Origin of the sequence: Dyella sp., assembly GCF_035685885.1 — a bacterium.
Classification (GTDB): domain Bacteria; phylum Pseudomonadota; class Gammaproteobacteria; order Xanthomonadales; family Rhodanobacteraceae; genus Dyella.
Map to the genome: position 1 here is coordinate 1 of NZ_DASRZX010000165.1, position 17,727 is coordinate 17,727.

Below are 17,727 nucleotides of genomic sequence, written 5' to 3' on the forward strand. Positions count from 1 at the left end.
CTTGGTAGTCCTCGTCAGAAATGTAGCCGTGAATAGCAATGACGCGACACTTCAGCGGCGACAGCTTGGTGAGCAACATCACCAGCTGGCGGTGGTAAAGCTCCAGGTCAGTGCCGGCCATCTTGAGCACCAGGGTCGCGTTCGGCGTGTCGCGGAATGTCCAGCAAAATGCGTTGAGCAGGTCCAGCCAGTTCTTCCGCCCGGCCTCCGGTGTCAACACGGTGGTGTAGACCACGCCGCGCAAGTCCAGGCGCGTAGTGACAGGCTTAGGCAAATTCCAGCCGCTATTCGAGGGCCAATGCTCGCCAGGTTGCAGCTGCGTATCATCCGGACTGGGTTGCAGCTCGCAGACCCTTGGCCCATCCGTAACACTGCGAACCGGGAAATTGCTGATATCCCCGGACAGATGGATAAAATCATCCGATCTGAAGAAGGTGCCGTCCTCATCGGCTGGATAGACCAACGCCTCCGGGTCCAGGCCCATGGTGGCGCTGTCGGCAATACACCCATGTACACGCAGCGTCCTGACACTCGTCTGCTCAGGTGGTCGCCGACCAACCGCCAGCTGTTGCATGCCTCGCATCGGCGATGGAATCGCCACTACCGGAAATTGTGAACCCATGCTTCGCTGCACAGCGTCCACGCTGTGCGTGGACAGGACAATGGCCCTGCCTGTTCGGTGGAAGACGTGACGCCAGTCGTTTCTGGGATCGTGCATCCAGGATGCTTCCTGGATACGACCGGGAATGTTCGGATACTCCCACGCAAAGACCGGCACCGTTGGGCAGGCGAGCCCCAGTGGGGTCTTGTGGGGTGGGGCGAATGACAGAAGCAGGCAAGACTCCCCATCCTCCTCACAACGCGCGTAGATATCGGCAGCTTGTGCAGGATCCGACAGGGGAATGACTTCGCCCAAATCCGACAACACGTCGGAGAAAGCCCGAAGCAGAAAGTAGTAGCTGTAGTCAGCCGAGCCCAGGCGCTTTTCTATGCTTCCCCGGTCGACTTGTGCGTGTACAAGAAATTTCATGACTCACTGAGTTCCCGCCTCGATGCTCACGCGTCATCAAGGTCGCCCATGAATCGCTGCCAGCTGTCGTATGCGTGCTTGTGCCGTACCTGGCTGGACTAGGAAGCGTTCCGCAATCGCACACGACCCCCCAACGCCGTCCCGGTTACGAACCGGAGACAAATTGACGCTGCTTCGTGACATTTGACCTTAAAGCAGGCTTGATTGAAAGTCCGCCGGGTCGCGTGATTCATGATGATCCGTGCCACAGGCTGATCGTTGAATGCATGTTCCCCGGCGTTTGAAACGATATCAATTCCGGATGCCTTGCCGTACCGCAACATGAAATAGAGGGCATGTCCGCACGCCGGGGGCAACCGTACGCTCATCATCACCAGAGATTGGCCGTACTCCCGCTTTCGCGCTCGCACTCGACGATCACGAGCATCACGGATTCCTATCTGACGGCAACGATGCACTGCCGCATGACGCGATGTGACCGGAGCCAATGGCCAATGGTCCCTATTCCACCGTCACCGACTTCGCCAAGTTCCGCGGCTGGTCCACGTCGGTGCCGCGCAGCACGGCGACGTGGTAGGCCAGCAGTTGCAGCGGCACGGTGAATACGGCGGGGGCGATGAAGTCGCCGCCGCCGTTGATGCGCAGGGTCACGCCACGGGTGGTGTTGCCTTCGAGGCTGGCTTCGCCGTCGGCGAAGACCAGTAGTTCGCCGCCGCGGGCGCGGACTTCCTGCAGGTTGGATTTGAGCTTGTCCAGCAGCGGACCGTTGGGAGCCACGGCGATGACGGGCATTTCTTCGTCCACCAGCGCCAGCGGGCCGTGCTTCAACTCGCCGGCGGGATACGCCTCGGCGTGAATGTAGGAGATCTCCTTGAGCTTGAGCGAGCCTTCCAGTGCCACCGGATACTGCGCGCCGCGTCCGAGGAACAGCGCGTGCTGGCGATGAATCAGATGGCCGGCGAGCTCCACCACTTCCGGCTCCAGCTTGAGCGCGTCTTCGATGGCACGGGGCAGGTGCTGCAACTGGGTGCACAGCTCGGCGTAGCGCTTGTCGTCGATGCCACGCTGATGCGCCAGGTGCAGGGTCAGGAGAGCAAGTGCGGCCAACTGCGTAGTGAAGGCCTTGGTCGAGGCCACGCCAATTTCGGGGCCGGCACGCGTCATCAGCTTGAGGTCAGCCTCGCGCACCACGGAGGATTCGGGCACGTTGCAGATGGCCAGCGTACCGAGATAGCCGCGACGGCGTGATTCGCGCATGGCGGCCAGCGTGTCGGCCGTTTCGCCGGACTGGGAGATGGCGACGAACAGCGTGCCTTCGGGCACGACCGCCTCGCGGTAGCGATATTCGCTGGCCACTTCCACGCTTACCGGCAGGCGCGCGTGTTCTTCGACCCAGTACTTGGCGACCAGGCCAGCGTGATAGCTGGTGCCGCAGGCAATGATGTGCAGGCCACGCACCTTCGCCAGCAATTCGTCGCCATCGACACCGAAGATGTTGGGCAGCACGCCGTGCGGGCCGATGCGCGCTTCCAGCGTCGCCGCCACGGCAGCCGGTTGCTCGAAGATTTCCTTCTGCATGTAGTGGCGGTATTCGCCGCGTTCCACCGCGTCGGCGGAGAGTTCGCTTTCATTGACGGCGCGTTCCACCGGCTGGCCATCCAGCGAATAGATGGTGACGTTGTCGCGGGTGATGTCGGCGACGTCATCCTCGTCGAGATAGATGATCTTGTTGGTCACCTGGATCAGCGCCTGCGCATCCGAGCCCAGGAAATGCTCACCGATGCCGACGCCGACCAGCAGCGGCGCTCCATGGCGCGCACCGATCACGCGGCCCGGCTCCTTGCTGCTGATCACCGCAATGGCGTAGGCGCCTTCGAGCTCACGCACGGTAGCGAGCACTGCATCACGCAATCCAAGGCCGGTTTCCATGCGCTCGTTGATGAGCGCCGCCATCACCTCGGTGTCGGTTTCCGAGGTGAACACATGGCCGCGCGCCTGAAGGTTGGCGCGCAGGCTCGCGTAGTTCTCGATGATGCCGTTGTGCACGAGGGCTACGCTGCCGGCCATATGCGGGTGTGCGTTGGCCTCATTGGGCACGCCGTGGGTGGCCCAGCGGGTGTGGGCGATGCCCGTACCGCCCGGGAGCGGATCGGCGAAGTACAGCGACTCCATCTCGCGCACCTTGCCCTTGGCGCGGACGCGACGGATCTCGCCCTGATCCAGCACGGCCAGGCCGGCCGAGTCGTAGCCGCGGTATTCCAGCGCCTTGAGGCCGGCGATAAGCAGGGGGGCCACATCACGCTGGGCGGCAGCGGCAACGATTCCACACATGGGTTGTTACTCCTTCGAAACAGGCGCGAGCCCACGGGTCGCGGACCGCGACTTTGCGGGCAGGCGATTTCAACAAACTTTCATGGCGAAGGGAGGGCGGCCCTGTGCCCCATCGTGGGCGAGCCGCGCACTCCGGATCAATGCACCTTGCGGCGTAGATAGTTCAGCAGATCGATGCGGGTGATCAGGCCGAGGAACTGGTCGCCATCGACCACGATGGCGACGTGTCCCCGATCGAACACCGGCAGCAGCGATTCGATGGGCGAACGCACGTCCAGCATCTGCAGGTGGGTGATCATCGCGGTGGAAACCGCATCGCGGAATCGCGACTCGTCCGAGTGCACGTGCATCAGCACGTCCGATTCGTCGAGGATGCCGACCAGCCGGTCGCCGTCCATCACTGGAAGCTGCGAGACGTCATAGAGCTTCATGCGCGTGTAGGCGGTCATCAGCAGCTCGTTGGGGCCGATGATCACGGTGTCACGCTGGGCGAAGGGGCGCAGCAGCAGGTCGCGCAGGTCGCCATGCTGCTCGCGCTCGATGAATCCGTTGTCGAGCATCCAGTAGTCGTTGTACATCTTCGACAGGTACTTGTTGCCCGTATCGCACACCAGCGTGACGACGCGCTTGGGACTGGTTTGCTCGCGGCAATAGCGCAGCGCGGCGGCCAGCAAGGTGCCGGTGGACGAGCCGCCGAGGATTCCCTCCTTCGCCAGCAGCTCGCGCGCCACCAGGAAACTTTCCTTGTCGGGAATGGCGTACGCCTTTTTCACGCGGGTGAAGTCGCTGATGGAGGGCAGGAAATCTTCGCCGATGCCTTCCACCATCCAACTGGCGGACTTGTTAGAGAGCGTGCCCTCGTTGATGTACTGGGCGAGGATCGAGCCCACCGGATCGGCCAGCACGAATTCGGTATGAGGCGAATGCTCGGCGAAGTACTTGGACAGTCCGCTGAGCGTGCCCGAGGAACCGCAACCCACCACGATGGCATCGACCTTGCCGTCGAGCTGTTCGAGGATTTCCGGACCGGTAGTGGCAATGTGCGCCGCCGGGTTGTCCGGGTTGCCGAACTGGTTGATGAAGTAGGCACCCGGCGTTTCGCGCGCGATGCGCTCGGCCATGTCCTGGTAGTACTCCGGATGGCCCTTGGCCACGTCCGAACGCGTCAGCACCACTTCGGCGCCCATCGCCTTGAGATTGAAGATCTTCTCGCGGCTCATCTTGTCGGGCACCACCAGGATCAGGCGGTAGCCCTTCTGCTGCGCCACCAGCGCCAGCCCCAGGCCGGTGTTGCCGGCGGTACCTTCCACCAGGGTGTCGCCGGGGCGGATCTTCCCGGCCTTCTCGGCGCCTTCGATCATCGACAGGCCGATGCGGTCCTTCACCGATCCGCCGGGATTGGCGCTTTCCAGCTTGAGGAACAATTCACACGGTCCAACGTCCAGGCGCTGCGCGCGTACCACGGGGGTACGTCCGATCAGTTCGAGGACACTCTGGTGGACCGTCATGGCGACTCCTTGCAGTGAATGCCGGCGGCGACGTACCGATCGGCGAGGCCGCCGATGATACCCGAGCCACCTGCCCTGCTTGCCGAACGCCAGAAGCGCCACGGCCCCGGCAGCCGTTCCCTTGCGGGTGGCGCCGGGGCCGTGTTCATGCGAAACCTCGCAGATTCAGTTGATGCGGTGCGCTCGGGTATCCCACATGCGCTGGAGTCGCTCCTTCGCGTGGAGCTTTTCCTTCTTCATGCCCGACAACGTCATGTCGTCGATGGGAAGTACGCCAATCTCGGCGTCGTGCACCTTGCTGTCGAGTTCCTGATGATGCTGGTACAGCCGACGAAACTCCGCGTCGGCTTTCATCAAGGCTTCGACATCATCACGCTGCTGGTTTTCAAACATGATCGAACCTCCTCTGGAGAGAACGTCGGGTGCCTGGGAGGGGCGCCCGCTGACCTCGAAACACACGCACGCACCCGCGATCCATGCCGGCGGGCCGGTCCATGGATGGCGATGGAGGGAGGGGATGAGCGCATGAGTCAGGTCGTTGGCCCGGTCGACGAAATGCCTCCCGGGATCTTGACCCTACTCCCCGATCCGGGGTCATGCAAGCGTCATAAAGGCGTACTTTGACGCATCGCGCGCCGACCTAAAAAAGCTGTCAAAACAGCCTTTTGCACGAATTCAACAACGGCTTGGCAGCGATTGAACGACCGGACGCGGCCAGCCTCGCACGACGCCTCCCCGACCAAAAAAAGGCCGGCGGGCACGCGCCCACCGACTCTTGGCTGGCTACCGACGAAGGGATTACTTGCCCTGATTCTTGTCGGTCGAGGAATTGCTGCTGTCGCCCTGCTGCATCTGCGACCGCATCGCGCGGGCCGCCTGGGCGGCCAGGTCAGCCTGCTTCTTGGCGGCATTGGCCACACGGGCCTGTGCCGCCGCCAGCTTCTTGGCCTGGTCTGCCTGAGCCTGCGCCTGGGCGGTAGCCTCGGCGCCTTCCGCCAACTGGCGGGCGGATTCCTCCTGGGCCATCTGATACTGCAGGCGCTGGCGCTCCAGCTCGCGACGGGCCAGCTCAGCCTCGCGGCGGCTGCCGTCGAGCTGGATCTGGTCGTGCTCTCTGTCCAGCTTGGTGATCTCGAGCTGTGATTCTTGCAACTGCGCGGTGGCGCGTGCCAGATCCACCCGACGCTCGGCCAGATACAGGGCATGGGCGCGATCGCGCGATCGCGCCTGAGCCAGCTGGTTCACGGCGTCATGCGCGCGGGCCTGCTCGGCCTGCGCGTACGGACCCAGGACCGGATCGCTGGCGAGCTGCTCCAGGCTGCTGTTGAGGCGTGCAACGTCCATGTCCTCCTTGGCCGCATGGGCAACGCCCACGATCGCCAAGGCCAGGCACAGGGTTGAAAGACGGAGAGTCAAGGCTTTCATGGGTGACCTCCCTGGTCATTCGACTGGGGTACGGGCTGGTCGTTGTTCTGGGGCAAGGTCTGGAACCCCTGTCCCTGCGGGATCGGCTCGGACAGCGACGAGCTGGCCGGAGCCGGCATGTCCTGCGTGGGCTGTTGCACCGGCAGGTTGGTGTTCTGCGACTGGTCGTGCTGTTGCTGGTCGGACAGCGATTGCTCGATCTGGTCGCGCAGCTGGCGATTGCCGTTGGTCTTGGCCTGGATCTGAGCACGTGCGGCCGCCAGGCGTGCCTTTGCGCGAGCCAACTCGGCATCGGCACGGGCCTCATCGGCCAGGGTCGCCGCATCGTCGTACTTGCGGCTGGCCATGGCGTTCTGGGCCTGCTGGAACTTGTTCTGGGCAAAACCCAAGTCGACGGGGGCGTAATCCGCCGCGCCGGCGTCGCGCGCCGCCTGCAGCTGAACCTGTGCCTGGTTCATGGCTCCGTCCGGTGGCGGCGTGGTCGCGCAACCGGAGAGTGCCAGCGCCAGGGCCAGCGCCAGGGTCGAGACCGCCGGACGGCCGCTCTTGGAGCGACCCTTCAGCGGGGAAAAGATGTGCACCATCACTCAGTCCTCTCGGAGTGTCACAGCGTATTGTGGGCGGGCATAATCCACTTTAGCAATGCGCACGGAATTAGGGGATTCGAGTGGACATTGGTTATTTCCTCAAGCTAATGGTTGACAAGGGCGCGTCGGATATGTTCCTGACGACGGGTGCCCCTGTGAACATCAAAGTCGAGGGCAAGCTTTACCCGCTGGGCAATACCGGCCTGCCGAGCGGCATGGTCAAGAAGATCGCCTATTCGCTGATGGACGAGGGCCAGGTACCGCAATTCGAGCGCGACCTGGAACTGAACATGGCGCTGGCGGTGAAAGAGGCTGGCCGCTTCCGCATCAACGTGTTCAAGCAACGCGGCGAAGTGGGCATGGTGATCCGCGCGATCAAGAGCGAGATCCCCAGCATCGATCAGCTGCAGCTGCCGACCATCTTCCGCGAGCTCATCATGGAGCCGCGCGGACTGATCCTGGTGGTGGGCGCCACCGGCTCGGGCAAGTCGACCACCCTTGCCGCGATGATCGATCACCGCAACCAGAACTCCTCGGGCCACATCCTCACCATCGAGGACCCGATCGAGTACCTGCACCGCCACAAGAAGTCGATCGTGAACCAGCGCGAAGTGGGCCTGGACACGCACAGCTACCACGAGGCCCTGCGCAACGCGATGCGTGAGGCGCCCGACGTGATCATGATCGGTGAGATCCGCGACACCGATACCATGGAAGCGGCCATCGCGTTCTCCGAAACCGGTCACCTCTGCCTGGCGACGCTGCATTCGAACAACGCCGACCAGACGCTGGAACGCATCCTCAACTTCTTCCCGGAATCGGCGCACAAGAACGTGCTGATGAACCTCGCGCTCAACCTGCGCGCGGTGATCAGCCAGCGCCTGGTGATCGGCAAGGACGGCCGCCGCCTGCCGGCGGTGGAAGTGCTGCTCAACACGCCGCTGATCCGCGACATGATCCGCCGTGGTCAGGTGCACGATGTAAAGGAAGCGATGGACCGAAGCCTGCAGGAAGGCATGCAGACCTTCGACCAGTCGCTGTATCGCCTGTACAAGGAAGGCCGCGTCGAGCTCGACGAGGCGCTCAACAAGGCCGACTCGCGCGACGGCCTCGCGCTCAAGATCCGCCTGTCCGAAAGCGGCAACTCTGAATCCACCGAACTGGTAGGCAACGATCCGTACGGATTGGGCTTCTAAAGCTCAGGAGAGAGGATCGAGTAGCGAGAAACGAGAGACAGGGCCACATTGCCGTCTCTCGCTTCTCGACCCCTCTGTCTTTAGCTTTCCTTCGGTGCGTCGGCCTGCACTTCCGGTGCGGCACGCCGGAAGGCTTCCAGCGACTGGCAGGCCTCGTAGATGCGCGCAATGGTTGGATAGTCGTCCAGCGGCAGCTTCCAGCGAATCGCGTTGTAAAGCTGCGGCACCAGGCAGGCATCGGCCAGCGTGGGACTGTCGCCGTGACAGAAGCGGCCCGTGGCGACATGACCCGACAGCATCGTTTCCAGCGCGCGCAGGCCTTCGCCGATCCAGTGCCGCGACCACACGCCCTTGGCCGACTCGTCCAATCCAAATTCGCTCACCAGATACTGCAGCACGCGAAGATTGCCCAGCGGATGCACGTCGCAGCCAACCACCTGCGCCAGCGCGCGCACGCGTGCGCGGCCTTCCGGATTGGCCGGCAGCAAGGCCGGCACGGGATGCGTTTCGTCCAGATATTCAATGATAGCCATCGACTGGGTCAGCACGTGGCCATCGTCGATCAGGCACGGCACCAGCTCCTGCGGGTTCAGCGCGATGAAGTCCGGCGCGTGCTGCTCACCACCGTTGTTGACCAGGTGCACCGCCCGCGATTCATACGGCAGCCCCTTGAGGTTCAGCGCAATGCGCACCCGGTAGGCCGCGCTGGAGCGCCAATAGCCGTACAACACCCTTTCCTGGCCCATGCTCGTGTCCTCAAGGGGAATAGCCCGCCGCCTAGGATACCTGCCGCATGGTTTGCATAGCCGGGGAGCGGGCGGGACAATGCGCGTTTGGCGCCTCGACGCGCCCCACGACGAATCCAAGCCAAGGGAGTTTCCCGTGTCCGTTACCCGCATGAGCGATCTTGATCTGCGCGGCAAGCGCGTGCTTATCCGCGAAGACCTGAACGTGCCGATCGAGAACGGCCACATCACCTCCACCCAGCGCCTGGAGGCTGCCCTGCCCACCATCAAGGCCGCCCGCGACGCCGGCGCCCGTGTCATGGTGCTGTCGCACCTGGGCCGCCCGAAGGAAGGTCAGTTCGACGCCGAATCCTCGCTGGCCCCGGTGGCCAAGTGGCTCAGCGACAAGCTCGGCCAGCCGGTGCGCCTGGTGGCCGACTACCTCGACGGCGTCGACGTCGCCGAGGGCGAAGTGGCGGTGCTGGAGAATTGCCGCATGAACGTCGGCGAGGGCAAGGACGATGAGGCGCTGTCGAAGAAGTACGCCGCGCTGTGCGACATCTTCGTCATGGATGCCTTTGGCACCGCACATCGCGCACAGGCTTCCACCCACGGCGTGATCAAGTACGCCCCGATCGCCGCCGCCGGCCCGCTGCTGTCGGCCGAGCTGGATGCGTTGGGCAAGGCACTGGAGCAGCCGGCGCATCCGCTGCTGGCCATCGTGGCCGGCTCCAAGGTGTCCACCAAGCTCACCTTGTTGGAAAACCTGATCGGCAAGGTGGATCAGTTGATCGTCGGCGGTGGCATCGCCAACACCTTCATCGCCGCACTGGGCTACTCGGTCGGCAATTCGCTGTACGAGCCCGACCTCATCCCGGCGGCGAAGAAGGTCATTGCCGAAGCCAGGCGCCGAAATGCCGAAGTGCCGCTGCCGGTGGACGTGGTGGTGGCACCAGAGTTCTCCGCGCACGCACCGGCCACGGTAAAGCCGGTGGACCAGGTGAAGGATGGCGAGATGATCCTGGACATCGGTCCTGAAACCGCTCGTCGCTACGCCGAAATGATCGCCAAGGCCGGCACCGTGGTATGGAACGGCCCGGTCGGCGTGTTCGAGTTCGATGCCTTCTCCAAGGGCACCGAGACGCTGGCCCGTGCTGTTGCCGCCTCGCCCGCATTCTCCATCGCCGGTGGCGGCGATACGCTGGCGGCGGTGGACAAGTACGGCATCGCCGATGACGTGTCCTACATCTCCACCGGCGGCGGCGCCTTCCTCGAATTCCTCGAAGGCAAGGAACTCCCGGCCGTGACGGCCCTCAAGGCGCGCGTGGGCAAGTAATGCTTTGTCTGTTCGACCTTGACGGTACGCTGATCGATTCGGAAATCGGCATCCTGGGCTGCGTCCGCCATGCGCTGACGCACTTGGGCGTGGAACATCCCGCCGAGATGCGCCACTGGATCGGCCCGCCGCTGCGCCACAGCTTCGCGCCGCTTCTTGACCACGACCACGAGCGCATCGAACTGGCGGTGGAGTATTACCACCAGCGGTTCCATGCCATCGGCTGGCAGGAACACTCGGTATACCCCGGCATCGAGTCCATGATCGGCCGATTGCAGGCAGCAGGGCACACCCTCGCCGTCGTCACCAGCAAGCCAGAGCGGCACGCACGGCCCATCATCGAGCACCTGTCGTTCGGCGGCGCATTCAGCCGTCTATACGGCCCGGATCCGTCAAGCCCGCACAGCGAGAAGGCGACGATGATCCGTGCCGCGCTCGAGGACTTTGGCGCCACGCCGGAAGAGGCGACGATGATTGGCGACCGCCATTTCGATATCGATGGCGCCGTGGCGAATCGCGTGCGCGGCCTTGGCGTGTTGTGGGGTTTTGGCAGCCGCGAGGAGCTTGAAAAAGCCGGTGCGCATGCGCTGGCGCGCGACCCGGAACATCTGGCGGAATTGCTGGCGACGTAGCAACAGCATACCCCTGTAGGAGCGCACCCAGTGCGCGATCGCAGCGTTACGGCGTTACCGCTTCGCGACGTCCGCTTGGCGGATAGGTTTTTCGCGCACTGGGTGCGCTCCTACAAAGGACTGAGGCATAAAAAAGCGCCGCGAAAATCGCGGCGTTTTTTTGTGGGCATGAGGCGAGCACCCGCCCTTTATCCCCTTTGGGGACTCACCCTGCCCTCTCCCCGGAGGGGAGAGGGCACAGAACAGCACCCTCAGCCAATCACACGCTTCACCGCATCCACCACATGGGCCACGGTGAAACCGAAGTGCTCGAACAGCTGCGGCGCCGGCGCCGAGGCACCGAAGGTGTTCATGCCGATCACGTCACCGTCAAGACCCACGTACTTGCGCCAGAAGTCGGACGTGGCCGCTTCCACTGCCACGCGCGCACGGCACCAGCCCGGCAGGATCGCTTCGCGGTATTCCAGCGGCTGGGCGTCGAACACTTCCGTGCATGGCATCGACACCACGCGCACCGGGACGTTCTGCTGCGCCAGCGTGCGGGCCGCTTCCATCGCCAGCTCCACTTCCGAACCGGTGGCGATCAGGATGGCCTTGAACTTGGTGTCCAGCGGATCGGACAGCACGTACGCGCCACGCGCGATGTCGGCCACCTGCTGCGCGCTGCGCTGCTGCGGCTTGAGGTTCTGGCGCGAGAACACCAGGCATGCCGGGTTGCCCTTGCGCTCGATGGCGAGCTTCCACGACATCGCCGATTCCACCGCATCGCACGGACGCCACACCTGGTTGTTCGGGATGTAGCGCAGCGAGGCCAGGTGCTCCACCGGCTGATGGGTCGGACCGTCTTCGCCCAGACCGATCGAGTCGTGGGTGTAGACATGGATGGCGTGCGCCGGGATCAGCGCGCTCATGCGCACCGCGTTGCGGGCGTAATCGGAGAACACCAGGAAGGTGGCGTCGTACGGAATGAAGCCACCGTGCAGCGCCAGGCCGTTGGCGATCGCGCTCATGCCGAACTCGCGCACACCGTAGTAAAGGTAGTTGCCCTTGGCGTCATGCCCGTTGCCGGCATCGACGCTGCCCTTCCACTTGGTGAGGTTGGAGCCGGCGAGGTCGGCCGAACCGCCGATCAGTTCCGGCAGCAGCGGCGCGAACGCTTCGATGCTCATCTGCGAAGCCTTGCGCGAAGCCACGTCCACGCCATCGGCCTGCAGCTTGTCGACGAAGGCCTGCGACTTCTCGGCCCAGTCGGACGGCAGCTCGCCGGAGATGCGGCGGTTGAGCTCGGCAGCGAGTTCCGGGAACGCCGCGGAGTACTTGGCCACTGCGTCGTGCCAGGCCTGCTCGCGTGCGGCGCCGGCCTTCTTGTGGTCCCAGCCAGCGTAGATCTCGGCCGGGATCTCGAACGGGCCGTAACGCCAGTCCAGCGCGTCGCGCGTCTTGGCGACTTCGTCCTTGCCCAGCGCGGCGCCGTGACTCTCTTCCTTGCCCTGCTTGTTAGGCGAACCAAAGCCGATGATGGTGCGGGCGCAGATCAGGGTCGGCTTGTCGCTCTGCGAGGTGGCCGCCGTGATCGCCTGCTTGATCGCTTCCGGGTCATGACCGTCGACACCGCGGATCACGTTCCAGCCATAGGCCTCGAAGCGCTCCGGCGTGTTGTCGGTGAACCAGCCGTGCACCTCACCGTCGATGGAGATGCCGTTGTCGTCGTACACCGCGACCAGCTTGCCCAGCTTCCAGGTGCCGGCCAGCGAAGCGACTTCGTGCGAGATGCCTTCCATCAGGCAGCCGTCGCCCAGGAACACATAGGTGTGATGATTGACGATTTCGTGGCCCGGACGGTTGAAGTGGTCAGCGAGCACTTTCTCCGCCAGCGCGAAGCCCACCGCATTGGCGAGACCCTGACCCAGCGGGCCGGTGGTGGTTTCCACGCCTGGCGTTTCGCTGGCTTCCGGATGGCCGGCGGTCTTGGAGTGCAGCTGGCGGAAGCGCTTGAGCTGGTCCATCGGCAGGTCGTAGCCGGTCAGGTGCAGCAGCGCGTACTGCAGCATCGAGCCGTGGCCGTTGGAGAGCACGAATCGGTCACGGTTGAACCACTTCGGATTCGTCGGGTTGTGCTGGAGGAAATCGTTCCAAAGCACCTCGGCGATATCCGCCATGCCCATGGGCATGCCGGGGTGGCCGGAGTTGGCCTGTTGCACGGCGTCCATGGCGAGGGCGCGTACGGCATTGGCAAGTTCGCGGCGGGTGGTCATTGGGGGAGTTCTCCGGGGCGCAGACGGCTAAAAACGGCCATTGTCGCCGATTGACACTCCGGTGTCGCCCGGGCTCTTGACCTTAATTCGCCCTTAATTTTCCGATAAGGGATACGGAAACCCTTCAGGCCCTGGCCGTTCTAATCCTCCGGCGCCCATGGAATGGGCGTGGGTGCGACCAGCCTTTCCCCCGGCCCGCCACTCTTTCAGGGATCGATCCCCATAAGATCATATGGAGTACTCCCATGAAAAAGACGCTACTTGCCCTTGCTATGGCCACCAGTGGCCTGATCGCGATTCCGGCGTTCGCCCAGGACAGCAACAGCTCGTCGACGGCCGCCAACGGCAATTACCAGCCCTACCAGCCGGTAGGCAGCGGCAACTGGTTCATCAATGGCAGCGTGGGCCAAGGCCACGTCGCCACGGGCCCCTATGACGACCACCCGACCACCTACGGCCTCAACGGCGGCTACCGCTGGAAAGTGGGCCAGGACATGGGTCTGGGCCTTGAAGTGGGCTACAACGACCAGGGCAACTACACGTTGAAGAACGTCTTCAACAGCCAGCCGGTCAACCAGACCAGCGAGCGCAACGACCTGCGCGGCTGGACCGCCGGCGTGAACGGCAAGATCGACATCTGGCAGGGCCTGTACGTCAGCGGCCGCGCCGGTGTCTATGGCTGGAAGGGCCACGGTTACGACAACGACACCCTCAACCGCCACCACCTCAACGACACCAGCTGGTACGGCGGCGCGGGCGTGGGCTATGACTTCAACCAGCACTTCAGCCTGGGTCTGACGTACGACTACTTCGATGCCAAGAAGAGCGGCGTGGATCTGTCCACCGACACCGCTTCGCTCACCGCCGAATATCGCTTCTGATCAAGGCCTTGAACGAAACCAACGGGCGCCCCAGGGCGCCCGTTTTTCGTTGTCCGCCGCCTGAGGGCCAGGCCACCATTAACGTCATCTTAATAATGAACTAACAGGTATTGAAACCCAGCAAGGGGCCCTCACCTAGGCAACAGCACCGTCGGCACGAGGTGCCCAGCCGCGAAGCACCGAACCCCCGGTAGCGCGGACTGGCCCAATAAGACGAAGAGGAATACCCCATGAAGAACACCATGCTTGCCCTCGCTTTCGCTGCCGCCGGTCTGGTGGCTGCCCCGGCCGCCTTCTCCCAGGATGCCGGTCAGAACGCCCAGCAGGGCTGGTACGTCGGCGCGAATGCCGGCTATGGCCAGGTGAAGAAGGGTCCCTATGACGACGGCGATGTCGCCGGCGCCGTGAAGGGCGGTTACCGGTTCGCGCTCAACCCCGAGACTTCGCTGGGTGTTGAGGTGGGCTATGTCTACCTGGGCCGCGTCGACGCCCGCAGCCTGTATAGCCAGAACGTAGGTGGCAACACCCAGTCGAAGCTGCAGGGTGCCACCGCCGGCCTGGACCTGCGCTACAGCTTCAGCCCGAAGTGGTACGGCGAGGTGCGTGGCGGCGCCTTCTTCGCCAAGGGTGAAGGCCTGACCAACGACAAGTTCAACCCGCAACAGGTGCGCTTCAACAGCACCAACTACTACGCCGGTGCGGGCGTGGGCTACAACGTCACGCCGAAGTGGAGCGTGGCCCTGAACTACGACTACTACCAGGCTAGCGACAACGACAAGAACATTCACTTGCCGACCAATCTGTACAGCGTCAGCGCGGAATACCGCTTCTGATCGCGGTTTTCAGGAACAGGGAAACAAAAACGGGCGCCGCGAGGCGCCCGTTTTCTTTGGTTCAAAGGAAGTGCAACGCCAACCAACACGATCCTTCTCACCTCGGGAGAAGGTGCCGGCAGGCGGACTGGGTGCCCTTGGGGCATGCGGGTGCGTGCGGAGCGCAATCACGGAGGTGACGATGAGATCGCACCCTCACCACCTTGAAGGTGGTAATACCCCAACCCCTCTCTCCCACGGGGACTTCCTTCGGTCGCCGCGGGGAGAGGGGCTTTCATCGACTTACTTCGCGTTCCACTGGCCCAGCGCAGCGAGACCGTTGTCCTTCGCGCGGGCGAAGACAGTCTTCTGGGCGTCGGCGTAGTTGGCCTTCATGTCCTTGGCCCACAACTTCAGCGCGGCCTGCTGCATGGCGCGGCCGTAGGAGAAGCTCAGCGGCCACGGATGCGGGCCCATGCGGTTCATCGCATTGAGGTGCGCGGTGGACTGCTCGTCGGTCTGGCCGCCTGAGAGGAACACGATGCCCGGCAGCGTGGCCGGCACGGTGGTCTTGAGCACGCGCACGGTAGCTTCGGCGACTTCCTCGGCCTCGACCTGCTCGTCCGCATCTTTGCCCGGAATGACCATGCTGACCTTCAGGATGGTGCCTTCCAGCATCACGTTCTGCTCGTACAGCGCGTTGAACAGGCTGCGCAGCACGGCTTCGTGCACTTCGTAGCTGACTTCGATGCTGTGGTCGCCGTCCATGATCACTTCCGGCTCGACCATCGGCACTAGGCCGGCTTCCTGGCACAGCGCGGCGTAGCGGGCCAGCGCGTGGCAGTTGGCTTCGATGGCGGTGGACGACGGGTTGTCCTCGGAGATGTTGATCACCGCGCGCCACTTCGCGAACTGCGCGCCCAGCTTCACGTATTCCTGCAGGCGCTCGCGCAGGCCGTCGAGGCCCTCGGTCACCACATCGCCCGGATGGCCGGCCAGCGGCACCGGGCCCTTGTCGACCTTAATGCCCGGGATGATGCCGTTCTTCTTCATGAGCGTGGTGAAGGGCACGCCATCCTTGGTCGACTGACGAATGGTTTCGTCGTACAGGATCGCGCCGGAGATGTGCTCATTGAGACCCGGTGTGGCGAGCAGCAGCTCACGGTACGCGCGACGATTCTCTTCGGTGTTGTCGATGCCGACGGCCTCGAAACGCTTCTTGATGGTGTTGGTCGACTCGTCGATGGCGATGATGCCCTTGCCGGGCGCAACCATAGCGAGGGCAACGCTTTCGAGATCTTCGATGCTCATGACAACTCCGATACTTAGGCGGTGTGGGCCGCACAAGGTGGAAGCCGCCCTGGAGGGGCGGCAAGGCTTAAAGGGCCGCAAGTATATGGCATCTGGCCATGAGGGGCCCTGAGCGCCCCTGAACAGCCATGGCGGCGAGGATCAAGCCTGGTCGTAGCCCGGCAGCTTGCACGCGTTGATGATGGATTGACGCTGCGCAGCATCGGCCGGCAGGTTGAACGGCACGATGAAGTAGGTGCTGACCGGCTCGTGCGTCCCGTTCTTCAGCGCGGGCCCGTAGCGGAAGTTGCTGGCCACGCTCTTTGCGACCGCGCCGAGATCGCTCTGCGGCACCACCTTGACCACATTGACGTTCTGCGGGACGCCGTCAGACCCGACCATGTAGGTCACTGCCGCACAGCCTGGCTTGTCCATGTTCGAGCCGCTATTGGGCACGTCGGCATCGACCTTGGTGTTGAGCATGATCCAGTACGACTGGATGTGATCCGGACCCACCATGCGTGCCTGGGATTGGGCCATCGCCGGCAGCGCGATGGTGGCGGCAATGGCCAGCGCAAAGGCCGGCATACGGCAACGCGACTTCATGTTCATCGAGAATCTCCTGCGCATGGGTGGGGACGTCGGCCGGATTCTATCCTTACGGAACTCAGGCCGACGTCGATGCCATGCTTACAGATCCCGCAGGCACTCCACCACGCCCTCGGCGCCCACCGAAAGCAGCTTGAGCGTGTTGGTGCCGCCGCCCTGGCCGATGTGGTCACCGTGGGTCAGCACGACGCGATCGCCTTCGGACAGGCGGCCCTCGGCAAACAGCTGGCGCACCGCGTCGCGCGCCGAGCCGGCAGGCGTCTGCGAGACGTGGGTGAACTTGACCGCCTGCACGTCGCGGAAGATCGACATGCGGCGACGCGCGTCGTCGAACGGCGAGAGCGCGTAGATCGGCACCGCACTGCGATAACGCGAAAGCCACTGCGCCGTTGCGCCCGATTCGGTCAACGCCACGATGGCGCGTACACCCAGCTGGCTGGCCAGCACCATAGCGGCCAGCGCAATGGCTTGGTCCGTACGATCCAGCAGATGTCCCTGCGTGGCCGGATCTTCCTTGGGCTCGAACTGGCGTTCGGCACCAAGGCAGATGCGGCGCAATGCGGCCACGGCCTTGTCCGGATGCGCGCCAGCGGCGGATTCTTCCGAAAGCATCACAGCGTCGGTGCCGTCGATGACGGCGTTGGCCACGTCCATCACTTCCGCGCGCGTCGGAATCGGCGAACGCACCATCGATTGCAGCATCTGCGTCGCGGTGATCACGGCGCGATTGCGCTGTACGGATTCGCGAATGATCTTTTTCTGCAGGCCCGGCAACTCGGCGTCGCCGATTTCCACGCCCAGATCACCGCGCGCCACCATCACCACGTCGGATGCATCAATGATTTCGCCCAACACGGGAATGGCATCGGCGCGTTCGATCTTCGCCACCAGCGATGCCTTGCCACCAGCTTCGGTAAGCAGGCGGCGCGCTTCATCCATGTCCGCAGCACAACGTACGAACGACACTGCAAGGAAGTCGGCACCGATTTCCGCCGCCAGCTTGATGTCGGCCTTGTCCTTGTCCGACAGCGCCGATACCGACAGACCGCCGCCTTGGCGATTGAGGCCCTTGCGATCGGAAAGACGACCGCCGACGAGCACACGGCAGCG

General features: G+C 63.7%; 16 protein-coding genes. 5 read left to right on the forward strand and 11 right to left on the reverse strand.

The window, feature by feature from the left end:
- The 6 genes from VFG49_RS19115 to VFG49_RS19140 form a co-directional block, all read right to left on the reverse strand.
- The coding region (locus VFG49_RS19115; protein ID WP_324863579.1) for a hypothetical protein at positions 1-1,030 on the reverse strand (1,030 nt) is incomplete at its 3' end.
- A gap of 501 nt (positions 1,031-1,531) precedes the next feature.
- Entirely contained in the window at positions 1,532-3,361 is a 1,830-nt protein-coding gene (gene glmS, locus VFG49_RS19120; protein ID WP_324863581.1) for a glutamine--fructose-6-phosphate transaminase (isomerizing), read from the reverse strand.
- A gap of 137 nt (positions 3,362-3,498) precedes the next feature.
- Complete coding sequence (locus VFG49_RS19125) at positions 3,499-4,869, reverse strand: pyridoxal-phosphate dependent enzyme (RefSeq protein ID WP_324863583.1); 1,371 nt, start codon at positions 4,867-4,869, stop codon at positions 3,499-3,501.
- 165 nt (positions 4,870-5,034) lie between these two features.
- Positions 5,035-5,262 carry a YdcH family protein gene (locus tag VFG49_RS19130; protein ID WP_074548679.1) on the reverse strand — a complete coding sequence of 76 codons (228 nt, stop codon included), beginning with the start codon at positions 5,260-5,262 and terminating at the stop codon, positions 5,035-5,037.
- A gap of 405 nt (positions 5,263-5,667) precedes the next feature.
- Positions 5,668-6,294 (reverse strand): hypothetical protein, encoded by a 627-nt coding sequence (locus tag VFG49_RS19135; RefSeq protein WP_324863587.1) that lies wholly within the window; start codon positions 6,292-6,294, stop codon positions 5,668-5,670.
- Entirely contained in the window at positions 6,291-6,878 is a 588-nt protein-coding gene (locus VFG49_RS19140) for a DUF4398 domain-containing protein (protein ID WP_324863589.1), read from the reverse strand. Before VFG49_RS19140 ends, VFG49_RS19135 begins: the two co-directional genes overlap by 4 nt.
- Before the next feature lie 83 nt (positions 6,879-6,961).
- Here VFG49_RS19140 and VFG49_RS19145 point away from each other — a divergent pair, with 83 nt between their 5' ends.
- On the forward strand, positions 6,962-8,077 hold the full coding sequence (locus tag VFG49_RS19145; protein WP_324863591.1) for a PilT/PilU family type 4a pilus ATPase: 1,116 nt from the start codon (positions 6,962-6,964) through the stop codon (positions 8,075-8,077).
- A gap of 80 nt (positions 8,078-8,157) precedes the next feature.
- Here the strand turns inward: VFG49_RS19145 and maiA are convergent, their stop codons facing one another.
- Positions 8,158-8,823 (reverse strand): maleylacetoacetate isomerase, encoded by a 666-nt coding sequence (gene maiA / locus VFG49_RS19150; RefSeq protein ID WP_324863593.1) that lies wholly within the window; start codon positions 8,821-8,823, stop codon positions 8,158-8,160.
- 136 nt (positions 8,824-8,959) lie between these two features.
- On the opposite strand from maiA, the gene VFG49_RS19155 reads away from it, so the two are divergent.
- Positions 8,960-10,138 (forward strand): phosphoglycerate kinase, encoded by a 1,179-nt coding sequence (locus tag VFG49_RS19155; RefSeq protein ID WP_324863595.1) that lies wholly within the window; start codon positions 8,960-8,962, stop codon positions 10,136-10,138.
- The gene (locus tag VFG49_RS19160) at positions 10,138-10,770 is read left to right on the forward strand and encodes an HAD hydrolase-like protein (RefSeq protein WP_324863596.1); all 633 of its coding nucleotides are present in this window, start codon (positions 10,138-10,140) and stop codon (positions 10,768-10,770) included. Before VFG49_RS19155 ends, VFG49_RS19160 begins: the two co-directional genes overlap by 1 nt.
- Positions 10,771-11,021: 251 nt before the next feature.
- Here VFG49_RS19160 and tkt read toward each other — a convergent pair whose 3' ends face one another.
- Positions 11,022-13,025: a transketolase gene (gene tkt / locus VFG49_RS19165; RefSeq protein WP_324863598.1), complete on the reverse strand. Its 2,004-nt coding sequence runs from the start codon at positions 13,023-13,025 to the stop codon at positions 11,022-11,024.
- A gap of 245 nt (positions 13,026-13,270) precedes the next feature.
- Between tkt and VFG49_RS19170 the strand changes: the two genes are divergently transcribed.
- Entirely contained in the window at positions 13,271-13,906 is a 636-nt protein-coding gene (locus VFG49_RS19170) for an outer membrane beta-barrel protein (protein WP_324863600.1), read from the forward strand.
- 230 nt (positions 13,907-14,136) lie between these two features.
- Positions 14,137-14,739: an outer membrane beta-barrel protein gene (locus VFG49_RS19175; RefSeq protein ID WP_324863602.1), complete on the forward strand. Its 603-nt coding sequence runs from the start codon at positions 14,137-14,139 to the stop codon at positions 14,737-14,739.
- Between the two features lie 282 nt (positions 14,740-15,021).
- Here VFG49_RS19175 and VFG49_RS19180 read toward each other — a convergent pair whose 3' ends face one another.
- The 3 genes from VFG49_RS19180 to pyk form a co-directional block, all read right to left on the reverse strand.
- Positions 15,022-16,029 carry a class I fructose-bisphosphate aldolase gene (locus VFG49_RS19180; RefSeq protein WP_324863604.1) on the reverse strand — a complete coding sequence of 336 codons (1,008 nt, stop codon included), beginning with the start codon at positions 16,027-16,029 and terminating at the stop codon, positions 15,022-15,024.
- Between the two features lie 141 nt (positions 16,030-16,170).
- On the reverse strand, positions 16,171-16,620 hold the full coding sequence (locus VFG49_RS19185; RefSeq protein ID WP_324863606.1) for an energy transducer TonB: 450 nt from the start codon (positions 16,618-16,620) through the stop codon (positions 16,171-16,173).
- 78 nt (positions 16,621-16,698) lie between these two features.
- Positions 16,699-17,727: pyruvate kinase (gene pyk, locus VFG49_RS19190; RefSeq protein ID WP_324863608.1), on the reverse strand; the 1,029-nt coding region annotated here is incomplete at its 5' end.